The following is a 26,821-nucleotide window of genomic DNA, read 5'->3' as shown; positions in this document are numbered from 1 at the left end:
CACGAAGATGCAACAACAGAGCATCCGTTTCAATTTCCAATTTTAATAGTTTGCCATGAGATAGAAATTTAACATATAACGGGGTGAAGATAAATGAAACGAATTTATTTGGATCACGCCGCATCGACACCTATGCATCCACAAGTCGCAGAAGCGATGATGAACGTCATGACAGGACAATTTGGCAATGCATCAAGTATCCATGCCTTTGGGCGTGAGGCCAAACGGACTGTCAGCGGAGCAAGGGATGTCATTGCGGCGTCTTTGGGCTGTTTCCCGGACGAATTGGTATTCACCGGAGGTGGCACCGAGAGCGACAATCTGGCAATCTTTGGAGCAGTCTCATCCAGGCAGGATAAGGGGAAACACGTCATCACGACCGCAATTGAGCATCATGCTGTTTTGCATACGTGTCAGGAATTGGAGCGGCAAGGTTATGAAGTAACCTATCTATCTGTTGATCGTTATGGACGAATAAGTCTGGATGAGCTGCGAGAGGCTATTCGACCGGATACGGTGCTGATTACCATGATGTATGCCAACAACGAAGTGGGCACGATTCAGCCTATACTTGAGGTGGGTGAGCTTGCCCGTCAGCATGGTATTCTTTTCCATACCGATGCAGTTCAGGCTCTGGGCAGCCAGAATATTTCCTGTAAGGATCTGCCTGTGGATCTGATCAGCTTCTCTGCGCATAAAATCAACGGACCTCAGGGCGTGGGTGCACTCTATGTACGGCGAGGAATTGTGCTGGAAGCAAGAGCTCACGGTGGGCTGCAAGAGCGTCAGCGTCGCGCTGGTACGGAAAATATCGCAGGTATTACCGGATTTGCAGAGGCTCTCAAGATTGCATCAGCACAGACGGAGATGCATCGTCAGCATGATTTGGCATTGCGTAAACTTTTGTTGGAACAGCTTGAAATTCATGTGGGGACGGAGCACTTTCACGTGAATGGACACCTGGAGCATACGCTGCCCAACATCCTGAATATCAGCTTCCCTGAAGTGTCCACAGAGACGATGTTAATGAATCTGGATATGGAAGGAATTGCTGTTGCAAGCGGTTCTGCCTGCACTTCAGGTTCACTTGAAGTCTCTCATGTGCTCAAAGCGATGAAATTGCCTGAAACATTTTTACACTCTGCGATTCGATTTAGCTGGGGATTGGGTAATACTACGGAAGAAATCATGATAACCGCCGAAAAAATTGGAACCATTCTTGGACGACTGCGTAATAGACCCTAAGGGGAACTTTACACATGGAACAGAAGGAGGGAAGAAGTTCCATTTCATCGGTTGGATAGAAGCGGTTTTGATGATCGGCGTCTGATTGCCACTCATCAACTTTGGGCATACCTAGCAATAGCGCCGCGCCTATTTAATGATAAGAAGATGAGGAGGACCCAGCGATGAAGCTTCAGGAAATGATCGGACTTGCCGTTTTTGATGTTGAGGACGGGAAGCAGGTCGGTAAAATCCAGGATTTCATTGTGAATGATGATTGGGAGATCGAAGGCATTGAGCTTGAGAACAAAGGTCTGTTTACCAATCATGTCAAAATCGTGCAGTGGCAAGATATCGTTGCCTACGGCGAAGATGCCGTCATGATCCGTAATCAACAGGCTGTCCGCAAGACGGGAGCCGACGACATAAAATACACGTACCTCCTCGGTCGGTCTAAATTGAAGGAGATGTCCGTGCTCACCGAAGAAGGTTTGCTGCTTGGGCGTGTCTCCGATGTTTATTTTGACCAAGAGTTGGGAAATACAATAATAGGGATTGAAATTACGGACGGTTTTGTGTCCGATCTGATCGAGGGCCGCAAATGGCTGCCATGTACAAGCGATATGTCCATCGGGGAAAGTGCCATTATGGTGCCGTCGCTGAGTGAACAACGCTTGGAAAATGCCATTCATTCTGTTAATGGATAGGTGAATGAATATGAAATGTCCAAACTGTAGTTCCAAAGATATCGGGAAAATTGGTTCCCACCAGTTTTACTGCTGGGGATGCTTTATCGAATTAACGGTGAACGGTGAGAAAATGTCTGTATATCAGGTGGAAGAAGACGGTACGCTGAGTTCCCTGGATGATCTGTTTTTCGGGGACGAGCTGCCACAAGACTTCCCTCATCTTCACGCTTCTTCTTAATAAGCAGAATAACTTCCTCTATATGCGGTTTCATGACAATGTATGTCATGGGAGGCTGTCGTTAATTGTTGGCAGATGTATATAGATGCGGTTACATAGTGGTTCGGCTGGTGTATGGTTGATTATATGCTAACCCGTACTGCAAAATGCGCTTCCTTCTCTGATGAAGGAGGCGTTTTTTGGTTTGAGGAAAAAATGTTCGGATTACTCCTTTCCACTTCTGCGCTGTGTTAATAAATATTACCTTTCCTACATATACTGACTCTCAGAGCCAGTCCAAAAGGAGAGATGCAAGTGGAGCAATTAACCAAAAACAAGCTGTTCCGTTACGCGATCTGGCTACTGCTCGGATTGATCATTTTATATTTTATATGGCTACTACGGCCTTTACTGCTTCACATATATGCGTTCCTGAAAACAGTGCTGGCACCCTTTATCGTAGCCCTTATCATATCCTATGTACTTAATCCGATTGTCAGCATGCTGGGAGGGCGCAAGGTGCCGCGTACAATTGCGGTTCTACTCATATATGCCTTTTTCCTGACCTGCCTTGGTGTCATTTTGATGAATGTGATTCCGGTATTAATTGAACAGCTGGGGGAACTCAACGAGCATATGCCGGAACTGTCCATGCGTGCCCAGAGCCTGATGAACAATATGGATCACAAATTAATGCCGCCAAGTGTGCGAACAGGTATGAACAGTTGGTTTTTTCAGATGGAGGATCGATTAACTCAGGGAATTACCGTGCTAATGGACAATATCGGGGCGACGATTAATGTGTTATTCAATGTGTTTATCGTGCCATTTCTGATCTTTTATATGTTAAAAGACTTTGAGGTATTTGAGCGCACCATTGTGGCGTATCTTCCGCGTTCACGTCGTAAAGCGATTGTCTCGGTGATGAAAGAGATCGATACTGCACTGGGGAACTACATTCGGGGACAGTTTATTGTCTGTGTCATTGTTGGTATCTTTGCCTACATTGGTTATATCGTCATTGATATGCCGTATGCTCTGCTGCTTGCAAGCATTGTAGCTGTGTTTAACATTGTGCCCTACTTGGGGCCGTTCCTCGGAGCTGCTCCTGCTGTGGTCATGGCATCAACCGTATCGTTCAAAATGGTACTACTTGTTGTCATTGTGAACACACTGTGCCAGGTGTTGGAGAGTAACGTTATTTCTCCTCAGGTGGTGGGACGTACGTTGCATCTGCATCCACTGTCGATTATATTTGCACTGCTCGTCGGAGGTGAACTGGCAGGCATTGTAGGTTTAATTCTGGCAGTACCGGTTTTTGCCGTGTTGAAGGTGATTGTGCAACACTTTTTCGCCTATTACATCAAACGAAGGACCGACTAAATAGCAGGGTAAAACATCAAAGAGGCCGCGTTGACACCCGCTTGTGCTACCGATATAATGAGTGTGTATGTTGAGAACATGAAATCGATGATGAAATAAAGTACGCCGAGGGTCCCTTTCCTCAGAGAATAGACTTCATCGGATCAGGGTGAGCCTGAACAGATGGCTGGAAGAGTCTTGAAAGATGAAGCGGCGGAAAGCTAATTTCGGAGTGCAGGACAACCCTGCCGGGAGCGACCGTTATTTCGCATGAACGAGGAGATTGTTTGTTTGTCCGGGCAGCAAGGGATGAACAGCAATAACCAGGGTGGTACCGCGATAACATCGTCCCTGATTATTCAGGGGCGTTTTTTGTGTTTATTTTTACAAAAACAATGTTGACCAACCGGAGCGAATACGCAACGGACTATTATAATTTAATGGGGGCATCCAGTATGAAAGCCAGTGAAATCCGGTCTAAATGGATAGAGTTTTTTGCAAGTAAAGGTCACAAAATCGAGCCGAGCGCATCGCTCGTGCCTCACAACGATCCTTCTCTTTTGTGGATCAATGCAGGTATGGCACCGCTCAAACCATATTTTGACGGACGTGAGAAGCCGGAGAACCCGCGCCTTGCGAACTCCCAAAAATGTATCCGTACCAATGATATCGAGAATGTTGGTAAAACGCGTCGTCACCATACGTTCTTCGAAATGCTCGGCAACTTCTCTATTGGAGATTACTTCAAGGAAGAAACGGTTACTTGGGCGTGGGAATTCTTGACTAGCAAAGAGTGGATCGGATTCGATCCGGAACGTCTTTCCGTAACGGTATATCCGGAAGATGAAGAAGCTTTCAAACTGTGGAACGAAAAAGTAGGACTGCCTGCTGAGCGTATCATTAAATTGGATGAAAACTTCTGGGATATCGGCGAAGGCCCATGTGGACCTTGTACCGAGATCTTCTATGACCGCGGCGAAGCTTACGGAAACGACATGAGTGATCCTGAAATGTATCCAGGTGGGGAAAACGAACGTTACCTGGAAGTATGGAACCTGGTATTCTCCCAGTTCAACCATAACAAAGATGGTAGCTACACACCGCTTCCTAACAAAAACATTGATACAGGTGCAGGTTTGGAGCGTTTTGCTTCCATTCTGCAAAATGTGGATTCCAACTTCGACACAGACCTGTTCCAACCGATGATTCAAAGAACAGCCGCTCTTGCGGGTGTGAAATATAACGACAGCGTAGAGATTGATGTTGCACTGAAAGTCATTGCCGATCATATCCGTACGGTTGCTTTTGCAGTAGGTGATGGTGTTCTGCCAAGTAATGAAGGACGTGGATATGTCATCCGTCGCTTGCTTCGCCGTGCAGTTCGTTATGGAAAAGTGCTTGGACTTGACCGTCCATTCCTGTATGAATTGACAACAACCGTTGGTGAAGTGATGGGCATGTACTACCCTGAGGTAGTAGACAAACAGGAGTTCATCGCCAAAGTAATCAAAACCGAGGAAGAGCGTTTCCACGAAACACTAACAGATGGTCTGGCTATTCTGGCTGATATCAGCGGCACAGCCAAATCCGAAGGACGCACCGTTATTAGCGGACCTGAAGCTTTCAAGCTGTATGATACGTACGGTTTCCCGTTTGACCTGACAGAAGATTATGCTGCAGAGCATGGACTGACTGTGGATCGTGAAGGTTTTGATGCTTCCATGCAGAAACAACGTGAGCTTGGACGTGCTGGACGTCAAGAGAACGAGAGCATGAAAGTCCAAGGCGGACCACTTGCTGACCTGGAGGTTAAAAGCGAGTTTGTTGGTTATACTGACCTGTTGACGGAAGCAAAAGTGGTAGCCATCGTAGCTGGTGATGCCCTTGTTGAATCTGTAGGCGAAGGACAAACGTGTCAGGTTGTTCTGGACAAAACTCCGTTCTACGCGGAAAGTGGCGGTCAAGTGAGTGATCAGGGCTTGCTGCGAGGTGCTGGTGTATCAGCGAAAGTACAAGGTTTGTTCAAAGCTCCACTTGGACAACATGTACATCTGGTAACTGTGGAGTCTGGTGAACTGCGTGTAGGCGATGTGATCAATGCCGAAGTAGACTCAGCTAAACGTGGCGACATTATCAAAAACCATACAGCTACCCACTTGCTGCACAAAGCGCTCAAAGATGTGCTCGGCACACACGTAAATCAGGCAGGATCGCTCGTAGAGCCACAGCGTCTGCGTTTTGACTTCTCTCACTTCGGCAGCATTACGCCGGAAGAGTTGACAGAGATTGAGCGTCAAGTGAACGAACAGATCTGGAATCGTCTGAACGTGAACATCGAGCTCAAAGCTATTGATGAAGCCAAAGAAATGGGCGCGATGGCCCTGTTTGGCGAAAAATATGGAGATATTGTACGTGTTGTTCAAGTCGGAGACTACAGTTTGGAACTTTGTGGCGGCTGTCACGTAAATAATACTTCAGAGATTGGAATCTTCAAACTGGTGAGCGAGAGTGGAATTGGCTCCGGCGTACGCCGGATCGAAGCTGTAACTGGCCGCGGCGCATATCTGTATGTGGAAAGCCAGTTGGAATTGCTTAAACAATCAGCAGCACTGCTCAAAGCAAATGTGGCTGATGTACCTAAACGGATTGAAGGTCTGAACCAACAACTGAAAGAAGCAGCCAGAGAGACTGAATCCCTGCAAAGCAAGCTGAGTGCCATGGAAGCGGGTCAATTGACCGATCAAGTGGTACAAGCAGGAAATACACAATTGCTGGCAGCACGCGTAGATGCTCCGAACATGGATGCGCTGCGTACAGTGGCAGATGAGTTGAAAGTAAAATTGCCTAACGCAGTACTCGTATTGGGTGCTCCAGCGGACGGCAAAGTGAATTTTGTTGTAGCAGTACCTGCTGAACAAGTAAAACAAGGATTACACGCAGGCAAAATCGTCAAAGAAGTCGCAGCAGTATGCGGCGGTGGCGGTGGTGGACGTCCAGATATGGCGCAAGCCGGAGGTAAGGATGCGACCAAGCTGGATGAAGCGCTGAAACTGGCGGTTTCGCTGGTTAGCGGGCATAATGCATAAATCCATTGAGCGGCTTTCAATCGTCAAAAAATAAATCGAAATGGTTCTGTTCGTTTATTTTTTGTACCCGGGAGCGTGTGGAATCGAATGATGCATTATGCTGAAGCCAGTAAAGGACAAGCAAAAAACACAATTGCCTTATCCTTTGTTTACTTGTGGCAGTCAGAATATGTTATTATATAAACAGAAATCAATTCGGCAGGACATGGTCCCCATGTTCATGCAGGAGCGAGGTGTCATCAATGGACTCCATGGATAAAACGGTTAAATTTAATGTGAAAGGTGACGAACAGGAAGCATCATCCAAAGAGATTCTTCTCACGGTATATGATGCATTGGTCGATAAGGAGTATAATCCGATCAACCAGATTGTTGGGTATCTGATTTCTGGAGACCCGGCATACATTCCTCGTCACAACAACGCACGTAGTCTGGTCCGTAAAAAGGAGCGCGATGAGCTGATTGAAGAGCTTGTACGTTCCTATCTGGCCAATCACCGGTAATGTACGCCGCTTCCGCTGTGTTGCAGCCTTGCAGGCAGCGGGAAATGAACCGACAGAAGACAGCCTGAAGCTTGAGAAGGCGATTATTTGTAATCGACCTGAGCAGGCCCCAGGATGGGAGAGCATGGATGAAAATATTAGGTTTGGACTATGGGGACCGAAGAATCGGAGTTGCCGCGAGTGACGCCTTCGGTTGGACTGCCCAGGGATTGGAAGTGCTAGAACGCCGCCGTGATGAAGGCGAGTTCGCTCGGATTGCCGAACTTGTGCGTGAGCATGAGATTAGTGAGATCGTAGTCGGACTTCCCAAAAACATGAACGGCACCGTAGGACCGCGCGGTGAGATATGCATTGCTTTTGCCGATCGCCTGCGGGATGAACTGAATTTACCTGTTCACCTTTGGGATGAACGGCTGACAACCATGGCAGCAGAACGTACGCTGATTGAAGCGGATGTCAGTCGGAAAAAACGCAAACAGGTTGTGGACAAAATGGCCGCAAGCTTGATTTTGCAAAATTATTTGGATGCCAATAGTAGAAGGTGAGGGGGATCAACAATGGCTGAAGATCAACTGGGTATGGAAGAAGAAGCGGAAATTATTTACATTGCGGATGACGAGGGTAATGAAGAGGAATTTGAAGTCATCATGAAGTTTGAAGTGGATGGTTCGGAGGCCAAGTACATGATGGTTGCTCCGGTTGAACCTGAAGATGGCGAAACGGATGTATATGCATTCCGTTATGAAGAAGAGGGCGACGATATTAAACTTTTCGTCATCCAAGATGATGCCGAATGGGATATCGTCGAGGAGACGTTTAATACATTTCTTGCTGAAGATGAAGAGGAAGCGAACTAAATGACGGAATATAGCCGCAAAGACCTGAAATGGACAGATTCACTGCGTCTGGCATTCGGTGCTCATGTTGAGCTCGAGGAAGAGAACGGTAAATCACAACCGTATGACTTGTTGGCTGAGTTCGAAGTGAACGGTCAGCAGTACGCGGTGCTCCGCAGTTCGTTGCGACCTTATGACGAGGTTGAACTTTTGCGGGTATCACCTGGAAGTGAAGACCAGATCATGCCAGAGTTAGTTACGATCGACGATGATGATGAGTGGGAGAATATCTCGGAACTGTATGATGAGTGTACACTCCCCATTGACGAAGATTAAATCAGCTTCAAATTGAAGAAACCGGGAGGGCGGAGAAGTCCGCTCTTTTTGGTTGTGTAAAGGAGTTGTTTCTTTTTTGAAAGGGAAAGCAATTGTAGTCATACTGCTTATCATTGTAGTTCTTGCCGGAGGCGCAGGCGGTTACGTATGGAGTATGATGCGTCCTGTGGAAGCTTCTACAGAACCGGTCATATTCGAGATTAAGAGCGGATCGGGAACTTCGAAAATCGCGGATCAGCTTCAAGAAGAAGGCCTCATTCGAAGCGGGTTAACCTTTAAAGGGTATTTAAAGTGGAAGAAACTAGGTTCTAATTTCATGGCGGGTACATATTCAATGAATCCTGGCGTGACATATGATGAGATTGTTAGCAAGCTGAGTAGGGGTGAAGTTGTACCGGAAGAAATGGTGAAATTTACGATTCCGGAGGGTTATAACGTTCTGCAAATGGCGGGTAAGCTTTCTTATGAGCATGTTGTAGATCGGGATGAATTCATCAAGCTGGCCAATGATCCTTCGGCCTTTGATGTAGATATCATCAAAGATATTCCAGTGGATGAAGAACTTCGCTACGTATTGGAAGGGTATCTATTCCCGGAGACGTATGAGCTGAAAAAGGGAAGTTCCACGCATGATGTGATGCAACGGATGCTGGAAGAATTCCAGACCAAGATTAATTCCATTCCTGATTTGGAAGCCAAGCTCCAAGAAAAGAACCTTTCCCTTCATGAGCTGCTGACGATTGCGTCACTCGTGGAGAAAGAAGTTGTAGTGGACGAGGAACGTGCTCTGGTTGCAGGTGTAATCTACAATCGGATCAATCAGGATATGAAGCTGGAGATTGATGCTACCGTGCAATATCTGCTCGACAGACCGAAGGAACGATTGTTTTTCAAGGATCTAAAGGTGAAAAGTCCCTATAATACGTACCTGAACAAAGGCTTGCCACCAGGTCCAATTGCCAGTCCGAGTCTTCCGTCCATTGAGGCAGCGCTAAATCCGGAAGCTTCGGAGTATCTGTTCTATGTGACAAAAAAGGATGGCTCGTCTGGACATCTATTTGCCAAAACGTATAAGGAACACCAGCAAAATATAGCCAAAAGTAAGGCTGCGCAATAAGCGGAGGGGATTATATGAGTAAGAAACATGAACTGCTCGTTACAGCAGCGAATGTGAAAGAGGCAGAAGTGCTGCTCCAGGCCGGAGCAGATGCTCTGGTCATTGGAGATGATCGATTCGGCATGCGTCTTCCAGGTAGCTTTAGCGTGGAAGAGACAGCAGAGGTGGTTGCCATTGCAGCCAAACATCAGGCGCGTGTGTATGTATCCATGACTAATCTGATGTCCAACGAACTGTTGAAAGAATTGCCTGAATATGTTCAAGCACTTGGCAGAATCGGTATTGATGGTGTGGAGTTTAATGATCCATCCGTGCTGGCTACCATGAAGGAATACGCTCCACATGTGAAGCTGCACTGGAATGCGGAGATGACTTCAACGAACTATGCGACGGCCAACTATTGGGGAACCAAAGGAGCGAGTCGTGTTGTACTTGCCCGAGAGCTGAATATGGACGAGTTGACGGAAATGGTTCCTTTTCTGAAGGTGGAGGCTCAGGTTCAGGTGCATGGTATGACGAATATTTATCATTCCAAGCGCAGTCTGGTGCAAAGTTATATGGCTCATCAAGGGCGGCCGGTTGAGGGACATCTGGGCAAAGAACGTGGATTGTTCCTGATCGAGGCTGAACGCCGGGATGAGAAATTCCCGATCTACGAGGATATTAACGGTACACACATTATGAGCTCTGAGGATATATGTATCCTCGAAGACCTTCATCTGTTGATGGAGGCGGGTGTGCACAGTTTCAAAATTGAAGGTATGTTAAAATCACTTACCTACAATGAAGCTGTTGTACGTGCATATCGGACAGCGATTGACAGTTATATAGCAGATTCTGATGCATATGAGTTCTCTGAAGAGTGGCTCGCTGAGGTACGGAAGTTACAGGACCCTGAACGTGAATTGTCGTTTGGATTTTTCTATAAAGAACAAGTGTATTAATAGACGAGGTGAACAGAATGGAAACAGTGGCGGTACAGCGGAAGTTCTCGGGTAAACGTAACCGTCTGGACAAACCGGAGCTGCTAGCTCCGGCGGGTAATCTGGAAAAACTGAAATTTGCGATCCATTACGGTGCAGATGCCGTATATATCGGTGGACAGGCCTATGGACTGCGTTCCAACGCGGATAACTTCAGCTTTGAAGAGATGCGTGAAGGTGTGGAGTTTGCCAAAAAGTATGGAGCCAAGGTGTTCGTAGCGACAAACATCTATGCACATAATGAGGATATTGAGGGTATCGAAACGTACCTGCAAAACCTCTATAATGCGGGGATCTCTGCGATCATCGTAGCTGATCCAGCTATTATTGAAGTAGCCCTTCGTGCTGTGCCGGGCCTTGAGGTACATCTGAGTACCCAACAATCCACACTCAACTGGCAAGCTGTGAAGTTCTGGAAAGATGAAGGACTCCCGCGAGTTGTTCTCGGACGTGAGACCAGCTTTGAAGAGATTGAAGAGATCAAGGCCAATGTGGATATTGAAATTGAAGCCTTTATTCACGGGGCGATGTGTTCCTCGTATTCCGGACGTTGCGTGCTCTCCAATCACTTTACGGATCGGGACTCCAACCGGGGCGGCTGTTGCCAATCTTGTCGCTGGAAGTATGATCTGTTCGAGGATGCGAGAGAAGATACGGTGTGGGTCAGCGAAGAGGACATGCAGATGAAGGCACCTGCACCATTCAAACTGGGTGAGAACCAGCTTCCCCTGTTCGAGGAACAGGATAATTCATTCTCCATGGGATCTAAGGATCTGTGCATGATTGGCCATATTCCCGAGTTGATTGATGTGGGCGTGGACAGTTTCAAGATTGAAGGACGTATGAAATCGATCCACTACGTGGCAACTGTGGTTAACGTATACCGTCAAGCTATTGACGCCTATATGGCAGACCCGGAAAACTATGTTCTGAAACCTGAATGGGTTGAAGAAATGAACAAAGCGGCGAATCGTCCGCTCAATACCGGATTTTTCTATGATACACCAGACCATGAAGATCATATCTATGAACCGGAAGAAAAGGCCGTACCTTTTGACTTTGCTGGATTGGTCATGGGGTATGATGCCGAAACAGGAATGGCAACCATTCAACAGCGCAATCACTTCAAACCAGGACAGGAAATCGAATTTTTCGGTCCGGGAGGTCACTTTTTCAAACAGGTCGTCGGTGAAATACAGGATGAAGAAGGCAATGTTCTAGATGCTGCTCGTCACCCGTTGCAACTGATTAAGATGAAGGTAGACCAACCGGTTGCGTACTTCGATATGATGAGAAAAAAGAAGTAGGCTCAAATACCTACATTGTGTCAATATTGTATTATGATTTAACAAAATAGTGTTATGAAATTTACATGGGGACCTCCGTTTATCGGCAGATGGGGGTCTTTTTTTTATAGAAAAATAGGAATAAAGTTGTAAAATATTTCTGGGAAGTGAAAGGGGAACGAAGAAAGCTGTCGAATACTACATATTTATAGGGGAGAGAAAGAAAAATCCAACAAGTAAATTACTGGCAGGTGAATGGGATTGGTTCAAAAGAAGCAGAAAGACAGTGGGGAGCAAGTGACAAAAGCCGAGCAGGTTAATCCTGAGAAGGTTCAGAAAGTGAAGAAAGAAAAAGTAGTCAAAAGTAAAACAACAGGTAATGGTAAAAGATTGTTTAAGATTGACCGCAGCAAGCTCAAACTGGGCTGGATCAAGACCGATTGGTTGAAGAAACAATTTAAAAACCGAGATTGGAAAAACCTTGGAGGCTCTTCTTTCCAACAGATTAAGAAGGCAAATCCGGTTAAATCCGTAGGGGTTAAACTGTTCTTGATCTTTTTTGCGGGAATTATGATTTTTGTAGTGAGTTTAGGTCTATTATCCTATTCAAAAGCCAAGGGTACGATAGAGAAAAATGCCTCACGTGCCAATCAGGAGACCATTGATCAGACCAAACAAAAAATGGACATTATTTTGGAGAGATTTGTGGATACATCCACACAGATTTTCTTTGATCCTGAAATGCAGTCCTTGCTACAAAAAATGTCAGATCAAAATCTGACTGCGTATGATACATTCATAAACTCAAGTTCCATCAACAAGCAACTGTCTAATGTTGCATTTACAAATAAATCTATGGAAGCGATTTATTTGGTGCCTACGGACGATACAAAGTCCATTATGGGTACAGGTAGCAACAGTTCATCCATGGGCAACATTCGCCAGGAAGCATGGTATGGTGAGTTGATTGAGGCGGGTGGTTATCGCTGGCTTCCAACAGAGGTCAAGGAAGATGGCTCAACGCCAACGTTTAAAATTGCACGTTCCATGAAAAACTTGCAGGGGACTACTCAGTCGTATGTTCTGGTTATTGAACTAAAACTGGAAGTTTTGGAGGAACAATTAAAATCGCTTGATCTGGGGCCAGGAGCTGTTCTTCAACTGATTGCTCCGGATAATAAAGTGGTTGCATCCTCCATCTCGGATCGTACGGGACAAGATACAGAGCTTGCATTTGTCAAAGAGTTGACCGAACCAGCAGGTAGTACGAATACGGAGTATGTGGTAGATGGAAAATCTACGGAAATGTTGGCTGTATACAGTACGATGGATACATCCAATTGGAAACTGGTTGGTATGATACCTACCTCTGTTTTGGTCCAGGATGCAAAGGGCATTCTAACCCTGACCTTGTGGATGGCGCTGATTGATGCGGGGATTGCAGTATTGATCGGGATCTGGATGGTGCGTATGATCGCTCGTCCACTCGGCAAATTGAAAGACCTGATGCAGGAAGGTGCGAAAGGTAATCTTAAAGTTCGTACCCCATATAGCTCCAAGGATGAAATTGGTCAGCTCTCGACCGCCTTCAATCTGATGATGGAGCAGATTACTAAGCTGGTTGAACAAACCAATCGTTCTGCGCAGGAAGTATTGGATACAGCCTCTGAGCTGAGCAGTGCATCCAAGAAAACGGCTGTATCTGCTTCGGAGATCGCCGTAGCTACAGAGGAGATCGCAGGCGGTGCAGGCAGTTTGGCAACCGAAACGGAACGTGGTAATGAATTAACTGACAATATCTCTCGTCAGATGCAGAGTGTAATCGCTGCTAATGAACAGATGGGTGATTCTGCTCGTCATGTAGAGAAGTCCAGTCAGACAGGAACACAACATCTGAATCAGTTGATGACCAAAACCCAGAAGACAGAAGAAATGATTGGTGCACTGGTGTATAAGGTTGATTCGCTGAAAGAGAGCACGTCCTCTGTTCTGAAAGTGCTTGAAGTACTGCAAAACATAACGAAGCAGACCAATATCCTTTCCCTGAATGCAACCATTGAAGCAGCACGTGCCGGTGCAGCCGGACGCGGATTTATGGTGGTGGCTGATGAGGTTCGTCAGCTCGCGGCTCAATCCAGACAATCCATTGAGATGGTTGGAGAGATCACAGACAAAATCATGACTGAAATGAATGAGACCGTGGATGCTTTGTCGGCAGCCTATCCGTTATTCAAGGAACAGATGGATGCGGTTAAAGACACCAACGTCATCTTTGCTTCCGTACAGGAACAGATGGGTGCATTTGTGGAACGTCTGGGCATGGTGACAGGTTCTATTGGAGATTTAAACAAATCTCAAGGTACCTTGTCTGAAGCCATGAGTAATGTCAGCGCTGTAGCTGAAGAATCTTCTGCAACGTCCCAAGAAGTAGCTTCCTTGAGCAGTGAACAGCAAAATATCAGTAACCAGCTGGTCAATCTGTCTGGCAAACTGGAGAATGTGTCTACTGAACTGAAAGAAACCTTGTCACGCTTTACGGTGTAACAAGCCAAGGTTGAAATGTGGAGAACCTGTCCCGCACATGGGACAGGTTTTCTTTTTGTTTACCGGATAATTCCAAGTTATATCAGCAATAATATGGTCAAAACGACAAAAGGTGAGATTGGGATGCATCTTCTTGCGAAACGGCGAATCTATATAACTTGTATTCTTCTAACTCTTGTCTTTGGATTGCTTATACTACGATTGGGGTGGGTCCAGATTGTTCAGGTGAATCAGACGATGCCTGGATTTCACCGAACGGTACGTGAAATGTCTGTATTGCAGCGTGAACGGGGGGTGATGCTTGACCCAGGGCGGGGACAATTTACGGATTACAAGGGTGAAGCGTTAACCGGTAAGCTGCAATGGGGATTGGTTCTTTTTCCACAGGCAGGACCATTAGAGACATTACGCAAGCATGGGGCATTAGAAGGCTCCGAGATGATACAGTTGGCAGCTATATTACATACCGATCTGGATCAATTGAAGAAGGAATGGAATCAGGAAAATATACCTCATTTCTGGACAGCAGGTACACATCAGCCTGTTCATTTGACGTCTGCTCAGGTGGAGCGCCTACGTAGTTTGCAGCTGCAAGGAGCTGGCATCTATCCGATGATGACAAGGTATCTTCAGGGGCATACAGGAATGCAGTGGATGGGTTATCTGGCTGAACAGCCTGAGTCCTCCAAGGTTATAACTGGGCATCAGGATGAAGTAAAACAGCCATTTGCTATGAAATCAGGGGCAGCTGGACTCGAGAGGACACTTGAACCCCTGTTAAGGGGAATTGGCCCTACGCTTGTATCACGCATGGTCTCGGGTGGTGGAGAGATTATCCCTGATATTCAGCCGCACGTCATTGCACCGACCAATAGCCATTATCCTTTACGTGTAGAAACTACAGTGGATGCTGAGTTACAGCGTGGGTTGGAAGAGTTGACGCAAGAATCTGGATTACAAGAAGGGGCCATTGTTGTGTTAGATGCTGCTAACGCAGATGTTCGTGCCATGATCTCCCGCCCTTTCTATCAGCCACAACATGTGAACCCCAAGCAATCGGCCTGGGGAAATCGTGCAGTACAGGGAGCCGTACCGGGTTCCATTTTCAAAATTGTCACTGCCGCTGCTGCTATGGAGTATCATGCGGTTTCTACGGGAGAAGAATTCCATTGCGGTGGTGAGTACGGAAAATATGGGCTGTCTTGCTGGAAGGAGCATGGGCATGGAGACCTGAATCTGGAGCAAGGATTCGCTGAGTCTTGCAACATCGTATTCGCGGAAACGGCGCGCAGGCTTAGTATTGAGCAACTGGAGAACACGGCTGATCGTCTGGGACTCGCACGTCCGATTGGCTGGGAGGGGAAGCAGATGGCAGGAATGCCCGTGTTACGACACTTTGATCATGAGGATCACGGGCGTGTGAGAACAGAGGCTGTTTCTTCTGCTGATGAAGGTGCGAAAATACAGACAGCAATCGGCCAGCGCGATGTCTTGGTCACACCGCTGCAAGCTGCCAATCTGATCGTTACACTGTTACATGATGGAAAGGTTAGTGCACCACGTCTCGTTAAGCGCATCCGATATGCGGATGGTGGCACCATGCTGGAGATGCCCTTGCATGATTCACCTTCAGCATCAGGACAGATTGCTCCTGCAACAGCGCATAAACTGTTATCCTGGATGAATAAAGTAGTCCGTGAGGGAACAGGAAAATCCCTGCAGCGTGCACGGTGGCATGTTGCAGGGAAATCAGGTACAGCTCAGGTACAGAAACATGGAGAGAAGCGCAACAATCAATGGTTCATTGGTTATGGGCCGGTAGAACAACCCCAATATGCTGTAGCTGTTCTTGTTCAAGATGTCTCTCCTGACAGCCAACATCAGGCGACGGCTCTTTTCAGGAAGGTGATGGACTATTTGGCTGAGTCCTCATGATCCTTCGCAGAAACGGGACGTTGTACAGTAGACTCGGCAGAATTCGCTGAGGCCTTGTGAACGGGTGGGTCCATGACCAATGGAGAGGACTCAAATTCATCTTTTGGCAGGTGAATCCACTTTTGCAGGTACCCTTGTTGTAACAGTTCTTTCAGAAGGATCAGAAGCACTGGAGATAACACGACACCAGCCAGGCCAAAGATCGAAAGGGAGATCAGCATAAACGAAAGCATCAAGTACGCCGAAGATACACCAATCGAGTTACCCGATATTTTCGGTTCCAGCAATTGTCTTGTCAGCATCGTCACTGCCAGAATCACAATCAGGCCAATCGCCAGGCTACTATTGCCAATAATGAATAAGTAGACGATCCATGGAATAAACACAACAGGAACGCCAAGCAATGGTACCAGATCAAAAACCGCACAGACTGCTGCAATGGTAAAGGCATTAGAGGTTCCCAAAATCAACAAACCTGCATAAATCAATACAAACGTAATGAGCATCATGATCATCTGTGCCTTCAGATACGAGCGGATTGTCTTGAACACGTGATTACGCATGAATTCAATAGCTAACTTTAATGTTTTGGGCGTTTTCGCACGGGCGAACTTGCGCCAGGATTCAATCTCGATACTGAGGAAAAATGCCAAAATAATCGCAATTCCGAAGTTCGTAATAAACGAAGAGAATGAACTGAGGAAACCTACGACGAATTGCGCGCCGCTAGTTACCCATTTGGACAGGAACCCGGTCAGTGTTGCAAAATAATCATTCGCTTTTTCCATAACTCCATCAGGGAGAGCATCTGACTTGTCCTGAATGAATAACACCAGATTGGTGAATTCACGTTGTATCATCTCAATGTAGACGGGGAAATTATCTTGAAGATTGGAAATTTGTGAAATGATAATTAAGCCCACACCAAAAAAGGCAGCGACAATTAATGCAAGAAACAACAAGACGGAGATGGCGGCTCCAAGCGTCTTGGGCAACCCTTTGCGATGTAAAAATTTGGCCAGTGGTTCAATCATCCAATACACAATGAATGATAGAAAGACGGGTGCAGCCACTTGGTATAATTGACTGAAACTGTACATGATCACATACACGGTTAATATGAGCAATGCGATGTCAAAGACAGTTCGCCCGTATTTTTTGTAAAGCGGTAGCATGGACATGGCTCCTTTGATGCAATATTTAGATTGTATTTATTGTACACGATAGCTATCTTTTTGGGAAAACAGGATTCAAGAAAAGTCTGAATTATGATAAAATTAAAGGAGGTTTATTTTAGATAGTGCCTATAGTGCACCGTAATTCAGCAGGAGAAGTGGGGAGCTTGCAACATGACAATGATACTTCAGAGTATTCTACTGTGGTTATTGTATCTTTCATCTTTTTACGCCTTTATTCCGAGTTTGATTAGCAGGCTTTTTGGTTTTCGTGTATTTCGACGGGGAAGAAGTGATACACAATTTGCATTAACGTTTGACGATGGGCCAGATCCACATTATACGCCGAGACTGCTTGATCTGCTTCGTCAGCATCAAGCAAAAGCCACATTTTTTGTCGTTGGAGAACATGCTGCGAGTCATCGAGAACTTATTCAGCGCATACATGACGAAGGTCATCTTATTGGCATTCATAATTATATTCACAAGACGAACTGGCTCATGCGGCCGCGTACTGTTCGTGATCAGATTCAGCGAACAGGTCAAATTATCCATGAAGTAACCGGTGTGAAGACTTGTTATTATCGTCCACCGTGGGGAATTATGAATCTGTTTGATTTTTTCAGCAAGAGAGAACGAAAGATTGTACTGTGGTCCTCCATGTTTGAAGACTGGAGAAGCCGAGTAGGTGCCCAGAGATTGACCGAACGGATGCTGAAGGAACTGAGAGGCGGGGAGGTCATGCTGCTGCATGATCGAGGAACGACCCTTGGTGCAGATGCACACGCGCCGGAGCAGATGCTTCAGGCGCTGGAAGTCGTCTTGCAGGAAGCTGAACGGCGTGGGCTGCAAAGTGTACGCGTTGATACGTTGATGGGAGGTATCACAGTGAGCGAATCTCAGAACAAAACGCAATTACAGACACCACTGAAGTTATGGAAGCGACTCGTTGTGACCTTGTGGCTGGGTTGGGAGAAGTTGTTTCACTGGGTATATCATCTGCGGACGGCTTCGCCAGAGGACCCCATGCTGCACTTCAGATCACGTGTATATCACGGAGCGCGGGTGGAGATGAATGACGGCCATGTTATTCAAAATGGAGATCCGGTGATCGAACTGCATTTTGACAATCAGAAGTTGTTTGAACTTGGAGTGACATCACGTTCCAGTATGCATTTGGCTATTCGCATGATCCGGACCATGGAACAGCAATTGCCGGATCTGGCACGCATGGTGGCACTCGAACCTGAGTTACGCTCTGCCAAGGCGATATACGGTGTAAGCATGATTAATAGAGGCCCAGAAAAATTCGGATTTACCATACAAGAATTGCCCCCTGGACCGTTCAGTGCTGCATCCAAAGTATACCTGAAACTGCTGTTAAGTGTAATCCACCCGGCAGGAACCAAACGTCTGAAACAGCGTACAGACAAATTGGTGCCCAAGATGATTGCCATGCCGCTGGATCTGCTGTTGGATCGTTACGGTCAACATACGATGCAGGTGGCAGCAACGGTAGAAGAATCCAGAGATGAATCGTTGTTAATTGAACAAGAGATAATACCAGAGCGGAACTAAACGGACTGATCACACCAACGAGCAAAAGAAAAGGGTTGCCCTTCGCCAGATTTGGCAGAAGAGCAACCCTTTATTTATTAATGAATTAGATACTCAGTACGCCACCGTTGCTTGCATTGGTAACCAGTTTGGAATAACGAGCCAGATAACCGGTTTTTACTTTCGGTTCAAAGCCTTTCCAACCTGCGCGACGACGTTCAAACTCTTCGTCACTGATGTGCAATTCGATGATACGGTTGTTCAGATCCAGTTCGATGATGTCTCCTTCTTCAACAAAGGCGATTGGACCACCCTCAGCTGCTTCCGGAGAGATATGTCCGATACTGATTCCGCGGGATGCGCCAGAGAAGCGTCCATCGGTGATCAGACCGACTTTAGCACCCAACCCCATACCTACGATCTGGGAAGTAGGAGCCAGCATCTCAGGCATACCTGGTCCGCCTTTTGGTCCTTCATAACGGATAACAACAACATGTCCTTCTTTTACTTTGCCGTTAGCAATACCTTCGAGCGCTTGCTCTTGGGAGTCAAAGCAGATGGCAGGACCTTTGTGGTATCCGCCAACCGAAGCATCAACTGCACCAACTTTGATGATAGCGCCTTGTGGTGCAAGGTTACCAAACAATACAGCCAGGCCGCCTTTTTCGGAATGCGGGTTATCCAGGTGGTGAATGACATTTGTATCCTGAATTTCTTTTCCTTCAACGTTCTCACGGATCGTTTTACCCGTTACAGTAATGCAGTCACCGTGAATCGCGCCTGGTTTCTTGAGCAATTCGTTCAGCACTGCGCTTACGCCGCCTGCATTGTGAACGTCTTCGATGTGAAGATCGGAAGCAGGTGCAAGTTTCGCCAGATGCGGAACGCGGTTAGCTACTTCATTGATGCGCTCGATTGGATACTCGATGCCAGCTTCATGAGCCAGTGCCAGCGTGTGCAGTACTGTATTTGTAGATCCACCCATCGCCATATCCAGTGCAAACGCGTTATCGATCGCTTCTACAGTAACGATATCACGTGGTTTCAGATCCATTTTAATAAGTTCCATTAGTTGTTTAGCAGATTGTTTAACAAACTCACGACGCTCAGGAGCAACAGCCAGGATGGTTCCGTTACCTGGCATAGCCAGTCCCATCGCTTCAGCCAGACAGTTCATGGAGTTTGCAGTAAACATACCGGAACATGATCCACATGTTGGACAGCCGAACTGTTCAAGTTCAAGCAAGCTCTTATCATCGATTTTACCTGCTTGATAAGCGCCTACGCCTTCAAATACAGAGGTCAAGGATAGAGCTTTACCAGTGCTGTCACGACCGGCTTTCATCGGTCCACCGCTGACAAACACGGTAGGGATATTACAGCGGAGTGCACCCATCATCATGCCAGGTGTAATTTTATCGCAGTTCGGGATACATACCATGCCGTCGAACCAGTGTGCAGATACAACGGTTTCCACGGAATCCGCGATAATGTCACGGCTTGGCAGCGAGTAACGCATACCAATGTGTCCCATGGCAATTCCATCATCTACTCCGATGGTGTTGAATTCGAATGGAACGCCACCGGCTTCACGAATAGCATCCTTTACAATTTTACCGAATTCCTGAAGGTGGACGTGGCCGGGCACGATATCGATGTATGAGTTACATACGGCAATAAACGGCTTGCCGAAATCCTCTTCTTTTACGCCCGCTGCGCGGAGCAAACTCCGGTGTGGTGCACGGTCAAAACCTTTTTTGATCATATCGGAACGCATCTTCTTGGCTGACATGGTGTATTCCCCCCAAATATATAATATTGAGCAACATGAATGGAAAAGTAAATGGCAGTGCATCTGTCGTTTAATTTCATCCGTACTCTAAAAAAAAGGACCGGCATGCCGGTGTCGAGCTCCCCGTAGTTTGTGAAATTCTTTGCTGCTTTAAACCCGTGAACACCCGGTTTTTCTATTGAGTCTATCACAACCGTCGTCATATTTCTACAATCAATAGAAAGAAGCCTCAAACCATTTTCATGGAATTAGACTTCTTGATTTGCGGGAAAGCTATGATCATGTTTCGATGTGGCGAGCGGAATTCGTTAGTTGCTTCCACCTTTGCGTCCAATCTCACGATAGAATTCCTTATTATGAGTTTCGGAGGTTGCTTCGCCGCCCTTGCGACCAATCTGCTTGTAAAAGTCAGTGTCATGGGCATCTGAAGTCGCTTCTCCACCCTTTTTACCAATCATCTGGTAGAAGCTTCGATCATGGTTCTTGGAAGTGGCTTTACCACCTAGTCTGCCGGCTTCCTCACGGCTCATCTTGCGTTCTGACGTCGGTTGACGTGCCATTACAAATCACTCCTTACAACGATAAGTTGTTTTTTGTAGCGCGTATCCCTAATTTACCACCTTATTTCCAGCCTGAAACAACACAGCAGGATAGAATCGATGGTGAAGAGATCCGTCAGAGCATTAGACCGACCGTTTAAACACCTCATGTCGATGGAAAGAAAATCGGGATATATCCGGTTCAATTAAAGGTTTGAAGGTGTGACGTACAGCCGGCAGAGCCAGGGTGACTGCGAAGAGTACGGCAATGATAAGTATGACTGGAATATACGCCGAGCTTCCCATATAACTGTAGACTCCGGACCAGATCGCGAGACGAACGAGAAACCCATGCAGCAGGAATACATAAAGTGTGCGTCGTCCAAGGTCCGTCAGTCTGGAAGTCAAGGAAGGTACCCAGGCCAAGAACAGTGCTGCCGATGCGATCTCCAATAGGTAGACTCCAAGTCGGAAGATGCCGGCATACCATTCGTGGTGACCCAGTTCGGCGTACGTCATGCTGCCGAGTAACCATCCGGAAGAAATGTTCAAACCACCATACCCGATCCATACCAACAGTGCAACAGAGAGGATGGCTGCGGTTTTCCGCCCCCAACCGGATAATAAATGTGAACGGATGATTGCTCCATAGTCATAACCGATGACAAAAAACGGCAAAAATACAAATGTACGGCTGAAGCTGAGCCAGAACCCATCGATGGGCAAATACCCGGCAATTATACCGAGCGCAATCGATCCAATCAGCCGATATATCGGTTTCCAGGAAATCGTCAGACGAAGCAGCAGTCGCCAACAGAAATGACTCGCGAGAAACCATAACAGCAAGTAAGGTGCAAAGAAGGATAGCCGCATATGGGGTGTATGGAATACGGTAAAGTCCATCAATGCGTATAAGGACTGAAACAGTACGTACTGCAGTGCAATCTGCTTCAGGACGTTTCGCCCAGGCGCACCTTGGAGTGAGTGTGTCGCAAAATACCCGGTTACCCATACAAAGAGTGGCATGTGAAACGTATATATCCACAGGAACAGAGCTTCCGCTCCTGCAAAACGTGTAATGAGTGGTTCAAGTGCATTACCAGCAAGGACACAGACGATAAGCATAAAGCGCAGATTGTAAAAGAAAGATTCCTGATCATCCCGGATCAGTGTCTGATTTTTCATGGTGTAGCCCCCTTATAGACCTGGTTACAAGGTCATTTGCATCTGTAATAAGGGTAATATGGATGTACATTTTCTATTGTGATTTAATTCACATTGGTAAGCGTTATCTTTTCTCAAAGCTGTGACAACAAAATGAACACAACGGGATTGACAACGGTTGCATAGAGGATGACAATAGAAAAAGAAGATGAGGGAATGTAAATATAAGGAGGGAAGAAATCATGTCAACGAGTCCCTATCCAAGCCCGGAAATTATTACGTTTGGGGAGAGTATGGGTTTGCTGACTGCCAAGGATACAAGAGGGCTGGAATATGCAGCCACACTGGACAAGTCTTTCGGGGGTGCTGAGAGCAATCTGGCTATTGGCGTATCCCGCCTGGGGCATACCAGTGGTTGGTTTGGACGCTTGGGCAATGATCCGATCGGCAGTATGATTCTGAAAGCCATTCGCGGTGAAGGCGTAGATGTATCCCGGGTAAGGTTGAGTGATCACGAGCCAACTGGTTTGATGATTCGTGAGAACGCTTCCGGGAAAGCCTCGGTGCATTATTATAGGAAGCTATCTGCTGCAAGTGCGATCACACCTGATGATCTGGATCCTGATTATATTGCCGGGGCGAAGATATTGCACGTTACGGGTATAACGGCAGCGATAAGCCCGTCCGGACTTGCTACGGTAGAGGCTGCCATACATATTGCCAAACAGGCAGGTGTGAAAGTAAGCTTTGATCCAAATCTGCGTCTCAAACTATGGTCTGCGGATGAGGCCCGTCCGGTTATACTGCGTTTAGCTGAACTGGCGGACTACTTTTTACCGGGTCTGGACGAGATGAAACTTCTATACAACGAAGAAAATGATCAAAAAGTACTTGAGCGTTTATCTTCCATGAATGCTGTGTGCATCGTGAAGGGTGGTCCTGATTTGACCTACGTATTGGCGAATGGTACCCTAACGGAAGTTCCGTACTTTAAGGCGGATTATGTTCTGGATACGGTAGGAGCAGGAGATGGTTTCTGCGCGGGATTTTTATCGGGGTTATTAAAAGGATACTCCCCGCAGGAAGCAACCCGTCTCGGCAATTTGACCGGTTCCATGGTTATACAGGCTGTTGGCGATTGGGAGGCGCTCCCGACGTGGGGGCAGGTCGAGGCCAAGCTGAACAACGTTGCCCATGTTGAGCGCTAGTCGCTCTGAAATCATATATGGCTCATCTTCGTTCTTAAATGTAAGGCTTGTATACACAACCACCACATTGACAAGGGAGAGAATGAAATGAAGAAGCTTCAGCTGTTGCAAAAGATTACGGACAATGGGGTTGTGGCGGTTCTGCGTGCAGATTCTGCGGATCAAGTCATTGCCATGGCCGAGCAAGCGATTGCGGGTGGCATTAAAGTTATCGAGATTACGATGACAGTACCCAGTGCGCTCAAAGCCATTGAAAAATTAAGCCGTGTATACCATTGGAACACACAAGATCCAGAGAAATTCGCAATTATTGGTGCGGGAACGGTGCTTGAACCGCAAACGGCAAGAGCGGCCATCATGTCGGGTGCCGAGTTTGTAGTTGGACCTTCCCTGAACCCGGATACGGTTCAGATCTGCAACCTGTATCGAATTCCGATTCTGCCTGGTGTGATGACGATTGCTGATGTTCAACGCGCACTGGAACTCGGTGTGGACATTGTGAAGTTGTTCCCGGGTAATCTGTATGATCCTTCGATTATCAAAACGATGAAGGGCCCTATGCCGCAGGCGAATTTTATGCCAACTGGCGGGGTATCCTTGTCTAATCTGGGGGATTGGATCAAGGGTGGAGCAGTGGCTGTAGGGATCGGTTCCGACTTGACATCGGAAGCTGTGAAGACGGGTGACCTGAGTCATGTCCGTCGCAAAGCGGAACAATATATGGATGCTTACCGCAAGGCCAAGGCTGAATAATATTTGTTCAATTCGGAGAAAGGGAGCCTGAATTAACGAAGGCTCCCAATTCTGTGAGCCGCGGCACCTGCGGAAGTGAAGAAAGGTGATTAACGTTGAGAAATCGGTATAATACAGGGCGCAAGAAGAGGGGCATCGGGAAATTCCTGCTCGTACTTCTGGCGCTCATTGTCATTGGATGTGGATTTGTTGCGTGGCAATTATTCACACCATACGGTCCACAGGAAACAGCTCAAACGGCCATGGAAACAGCCAATAAGGTGACCGTGAGCGAACAAGAGAACTGGATTGATTTTGTGCCAGATAAACCGACTGGGAAAAGTGTACTTTTCTACCCTGGTGGACTGGTAAAACCTGAAAGTTACGCACCACTTGCGCATGAGTTGGCCGCTGCGGGTCATCACACGATTATTGCCAAGATGCCAGTTAACCTGGCAGTGCTCAAGCCAAACTTGGCAGATGAGATACTGGCCGCATATCCAGATGAACAATTCGTTATGGGTGGACATTCTCTCGGTGGGTCCATGGCTGCACGTTATGTAGCATCGCATCCTGATGCACTTCACGGGATCTTCTTCTTGGCATCTTACCCGGATGAAAAAGGGAGTGTAATGACACTTGGAATACCTGCTTTATCCATTTTGGGTACTAAAGATGAGGTTGTGAATATGACCAAGTATCAGAGTGGACGTATGTATTTGCCCGTGGAGACGGTATACTACACCATTGAAGGTGGAAACCACGCCCAGTTCGGTGATTATGGTCATCAAAAAGGAGATGGTAAGCCGGAAGTGAGTGGAGAAGAACAGCTGAATCAGACGGTCAAGACAGTACTGGCTTGGTTAAGTACGATCAAATAGATTTTGATTATTTTGCATTAAGGGCTGTATGTATTTATAGCATAACTTGATGGAGGTGATACGGATGACCATGCTTCAAGTGTATGGAGTGCAGATCCCATGTAAAGCTATCCTGTTCGATAAAGATGGAACATTACTGGAATTCCTCCAGCTATGGGGGCCGTGGGCAGAGACGTTGCTAAGTCAGTTACAATCACGTATGAGTGAGCTTGAAGCTTCATTTACGGTTGAACTGGAGCATGTTCTGGGCACCATTCATAATGCAGATGGTCATATTGTAGGTTATGATCCGCAAGGCCCACTGGCCATTGCGACTGTGGATGAATGTACGGGATTGCTTGCCGGCCAGCTGTATGCAGCTGGCATGCCATGGAATGAAGCGATCACAACGATACGCCAATTTTCAAGTGTGGCCATGAAATCGGTAAGGGAACGCAAATCGGCTGAACCGATGCCAGGATTACTGGCTTTCTTACAAAGTTGCAGGGCAGCAGACATACCTCTGGCAGTCGTCACTTCAGACAGTACAGCGGCAGCAGAAACACATCTGGGTTGGATGGGGATACGTTCCTTTTTCACCTCCATTGTGGGCTGTGATCGGGTGACCCAGGGCAAACCGGATGGAGAAGCAGCACTCCTGGCTTGCTGTGAATTACTTATCGATCCTGCGGAGGCCGTTGTAATTGGAGACAGCAATGGAGATATGCAGATGGGGCGGCACGCAGGCGTATGCTATACGCTCGGTTACTATCAACAGTTAGATCAAGGATCTCATCTGGTTGATGCCCATGCCATTATTCGTCATTATAATGAGATAAGCGTTATTATATAAGTCACCCTGGTCTAATTGAACGATATAAAAGGAGGAGAGAGGATGAACGCAACAGAACAACTGGCTGCCTGGATTGAGGAGAGCTCCCGGATTGTTTTTTTCGGAGGGGCCGGAACTTCAACGGAAAGCGGGATTCCCGACTTCCGCTCGGCTGCGGGTCTGTATCAGACGGAGCAGCATTCGCCTTATCCACCGGAAGAGTTATTAAGTCGACATTTTTTTGATCAACATGCCGATATTTTTTATGATTTTTATCGTGGCAAAATGCTTCATCCAGATGCGGAACCGAATGGGTGCCATCGACTATTGGCCCGTCTGGAGCAGGAAGGAAAACTTCAGGCAGTGATCACGCAAAATATCGACGGACTACATCAGAAGGCAGGCAGCAGCAATGTTTTTGAACTTCACGGCTCAATTCATCGTAATGCCTGCATGGATTGCAAGCAGTTTTATACGCTGAATGATATTATACAGTCCCAAGATACCGTACCTCGCTGTTCCACATGCGGTGGTGTGATCAAGCCGGATGTGGTGCTGTACGAAGAGGAGTTGGATCAGACGACATTGTATCGATCCATTGATGCACTGTCTTCTGCAGATCTGTTACTCGTGGGAGGCACGTCACTAACGGTATATCCAGCTGCCCAGTTAATTACGTATTTTCAGGGAAAACATACCGTTCTGCTTAACGCTACACCTACCGCTTACGACCAGAGGGCTGATTTGCTGATTACAGAGCCGATTGGTGAGGTAATGAATAATGTGGACCAGCTTCTTGGTTGAACGTATGGACTGAATAACCGCATTCTCCGGTATAGACCGG

The 26,821-nt window shown here is 46.8% G+C and carries 23 protein-coding genes and 1 pseudogene; 20 read left to right on the top strand and 4 right to left on the bottom strand.

The features are described 5' to 3' along the window. The first annotated feature begins 93 nt into the window (after positions 1 to 93). The 14 genes from MKY66_RS23225 (at position 94) to MKY66_RS23160 (ending at position 16,118) form a co-directional block, all read left to right on the top strand. Positions 94 to 1,245 (top strand): cysteine desulfurase family protein, encoded by a 1,152-nt coding sequence (locus MKY66_RS23225; protein WP_076212455.1) that lies wholly within the window; start codon positions 94 to 96, stop codon positions 1,243 to 1,245. Positions 1,246 to 1,409: 164 nt separating this feature from the next. Continuing rightward, positions 1,410 to 1,931 (top strand): PRC-barrel domain-containing protein, encoded by a 522-nt coding sequence (locus MKY66_RS23220; protein ID WP_017686814.1) that lies wholly within the window; start codon positions 1,410 to 1,412, stop codon positions 1,929 to 1,931. 10 nt (positions 1,932 to 1,941) lie between these two features. Then, positions 1,942 to 2,151, top strand: a complete 210-nt coding sequence (locus MKY66_RS23215) for a hypothetical protein (protein ID WP_017686815.1) — start codon at positions 1,942 to 1,944, stop codon at positions 2,149 to 2,151. A 294-nt stretch (positions 2,152 to 2,445) separates the two neighbouring features. Continuing rightward, positions 2,446 to 3,513, top strand: a complete 1,068-nt coding sequence (locus tag MKY66_RS23210) for an AI-2E family transporter (protein ID WP_076212453.1) — start codon at positions 2,446 to 2,448, stop codon at positions 3,511 to 3,513. A 434-nt stretch (positions 3,514 to 3,947) separates the two neighbouring features. Beyond that, on the top strand, positions 3,948 to 6,578 hold the full coding sequence (alaS, locus tag MKY66_RS23205) for an alanine--tRNA ligase (RefSeq protein WP_074096207.1): 2,631 nt from the start codon (positions 3,948 to 3,950) through the stop codon (positions 6,576 to 6,578). A 242-nt stretch (positions 6,579 to 6,820) separates the two neighbouring features. Further along, positions 6,821 to 7,081 carry an IreB family regulatory phosphoprotein gene (locus tag MKY66_RS23200; RefSeq protein WP_036616950.1) on the top strand — a complete coding sequence of 87 codons (261 nt, stop codon included), beginning with the start codon at positions 6,821 to 6,823 and terminating at the stop codon, positions 7,079 to 7,081. Positions 7,082 to 7,209: 128 nt separating this feature from the next. After that, positions 7,210 to 7,626, top strand: coding sequence for a Holliday junction resolvase RuvX (ruvX, locus tag MKY66_RS23195; protein WP_036616953.1), 417 nt, complete (start codon positions 7,210 to 7,212; stop codon positions 7,624 to 7,626). Between the two features lie 12 nt (positions 7,627 to 7,638). Beyond that, positions 7,639 to 7,938 (top strand): DUF1292 domain-containing protein, encoded by a 300-nt coding sequence (locus tag MKY66_RS23190; protein ID WP_017686820.1) that lies wholly within the window; start codon positions 7,639 to 7,641, stop codon positions 7,936 to 7,938. Then, positions 7,939 to 8,253 carry a DUF1292 domain-containing protein gene (locus tag MKY66_RS23185; RefSeq protein WP_047844066.1) on the top strand — a complete coding sequence of 105 codons (315 nt, stop codon included), beginning with the start codon at positions 7,939 to 7,941 and terminating at the stop codon, positions 8,251 to 8,253. A 76-nt stretch (positions 8,254 to 8,329) separates the two neighbouring features. Continuing rightward, positions 8,330 to 9,370 carry an endolytic transglycosylase MltG gene (gene mltG, locus MKY66_RS23180; RefSeq protein WP_256704260.1) on the top strand — a complete coding sequence of 347 codons (1,041 nt, stop codon included), beginning with the start codon at positions 8,330 to 8,332 and terminating at the stop codon, positions 9,368 to 9,370. A gap of 14 nt (positions 9,371 to 9,384) precedes the next feature. Continuing rightward, entirely contained in the window at positions 9,385 to 10,314 is a 930-nt protein-coding gene (locus tag MKY66_RS23175; protein WP_076212451.1) for a peptidase U32 family protein, read from the top strand. Positions 10,315 to 10,331: 17 nt separating this feature from the next. Next, positions 10,332 to 11,660: a U32 family peptidase gene (locus MKY66_RS23170; RefSeq protein WP_076212450.1), complete on the top strand. Its 1,329-nt coding sequence runs from the start codon at positions 10,332 to 10,334 to the stop codon at positions 11,658 to 11,660. A gap of 234 nt (positions 11,661 to 11,894) precedes the next feature. Beyond that, positions 11,895 to 14,183: a methyl-accepting chemotaxis protein gene (locus MKY66_RS23165; protein ID WP_076212447.1), complete on the top strand. Its 2,289-nt coding sequence runs from the start codon at positions 11,895 to 11,897 to the stop codon at positions 14,181 to 14,183. A gap of 93 nt (positions 14,184 to 14,276) precedes the next feature. Beyond that, on the top strand, positions 14,277 to 16,118 hold the full coding sequence (locus MKY66_RS23160) for a penicillin-binding protein 2 (RefSeq protein WP_339806094.1): 1,842 nt from the start codon (positions 14,277 to 14,279) through the stop codon (positions 16,116 to 16,118). Here the strand turns inward: MKY66_RS23160 and MKY66_RS23155 are convergent. Then, positions 16,097 to 17,293 (bottom strand): AI-2E family transporter, encoded by a 1,197-nt coding sequence (locus MKY66_RS23155; RefSeq protein ID WP_076212436.1) that lies wholly within the window; start codon positions 17,291 to 17,293, stop codon positions 16,097 to 16,099. The genes MKY66_RS23160 and MKY66_RS23155 overlap by 22 nt on opposite strands. Positions 17,294 to 17,467: 174 nt before the next feature. Here MKY66_RS23155 and MKY66_RS23150 point away from each other — a divergent pair, with 174 nt between their 5' ends. Continuing rightward, entirely contained in the window at positions 17,468 to 18,871 is a 1,404-nt protein-coding gene (locus MKY66_RS23150; RefSeq protein WP_076212433.1) for a polysaccharide deacetylase family protein, read from the top strand. Positions 18,872 to 18,956: 85 nt separating this feature from the next. Here the strand turns inward: MKY66_RS23150 and ilvD are convergent, their stop codons facing one another. From ilvD to MKY66_RS23135, 3 genes and pseudogenes are all read right to left on the bottom strand, one after another. After that, complete coding sequence (gene ilvD / locus MKY66_RS23145) at positions 18,957 to 20,642, bottom strand: dihydroxy-acid dehydratase (protein WP_076212431.1); 1,686 nt, start codon at positions 20,640 to 20,642, stop codon at positions 18,957 to 18,959. Between the two features lie 317 nt (positions 20,643 to 20,959). Then, a pseudogene (locus MKY66_RS23140) lies at positions 20,960 to 21,202 on the bottom strand (general stress protein); the annotation flags it as partial. 123 nt (positions 21,203 to 21,325) lie between these two features. Beyond that, entirely contained in the window at positions 21,326 to 22,366 is a 1,041-nt protein-coding gene (locus MKY66_RS23135; RefSeq protein WP_076212429.1) for a fucose 4-O-acetylase, read from the bottom strand. A gap of 221 nt (positions 22,367 to 22,587) precedes the next feature. Here MKY66_RS23135 and MKY66_RS23130 point away from each other — a divergent pair, with 221 nt between their 5' ends. The 5 genes from MKY66_RS23130 to MKY66_RS23110 all read left to right on the top strand — a co-directional run bounded on the left by MKY66_RS23130 (position 22,588) and on the right by MKY66_RS23110 (position 26,781). Then, positions 22,588 to 23,553: a sugar kinase gene (locus MKY66_RS23130; protein WP_076212428.1), complete on the top strand. Its 966-nt coding sequence runs from the start codon at positions 22,588 to 22,590 to the stop codon at positions 23,551 to 23,553. An 87-nt stretch (positions 23,554 to 23,640) separates the two neighbouring features. After that, a complete protein-coding gene (locus MKY66_RS23125; protein WP_017686833.1) occupies positions 23,641 to 24,306 on the top strand; it encodes a bifunctional 2-keto-4-hydroxyglutarate aldolase/2-keto-3-deoxy-6-phosphogluconate aldolase in 666 nt (221 codons plus the stop codon). Positions 24,307 to 24,401: 95 nt separating this feature from the next. Then, positions 24,402 to 25,166 (top strand): alpha/beta fold hydrolase, encoded by a 765-nt coding sequence (locus tag MKY66_RS23120; protein WP_076212420.1) that lies wholly within the window; start codon positions 24,402 to 24,404, stop codon positions 25,164 to 25,166. Between the two features lie 64 nt (positions 25,167 to 25,230). Continuing rightward, entirely contained in the window at positions 25,231 to 25,998 is a 768-nt protein-coding gene (locus MKY66_RS23115; protein ID WP_076212418.1) for an HAD family hydrolase, read from the top strand. A 42-nt stretch (positions 25,999 to 26,040) separates the two neighbouring features. Then, complete coding sequence (locus MKY66_RS23110; RefSeq protein ID WP_076212416.1) at positions 26,041 to 26,781, top strand: NAD-dependent protein deacylase; 741 nt, start codon at positions 26,041 to 26,043, stop codon at positions 26,779 to 26,781. Positions 26,782 to 26,821 lie beyond the last annotated feature (40 nt).

The sequence above is a fragment of the Paenibacillus sp. FSL R5-0766 genome, from assembly GCF_037971845.1.
Taxonomy (GTDB): domain Bacteria; phylum Bacillota; class Bacilli; order Paenibacillales; family Paenibacillaceae; genus Paenibacillus.
Note: the sequence above shows the minus strand (reverse complement) of the source record. Positions and strands in the feature narration are given on the sequence as shown.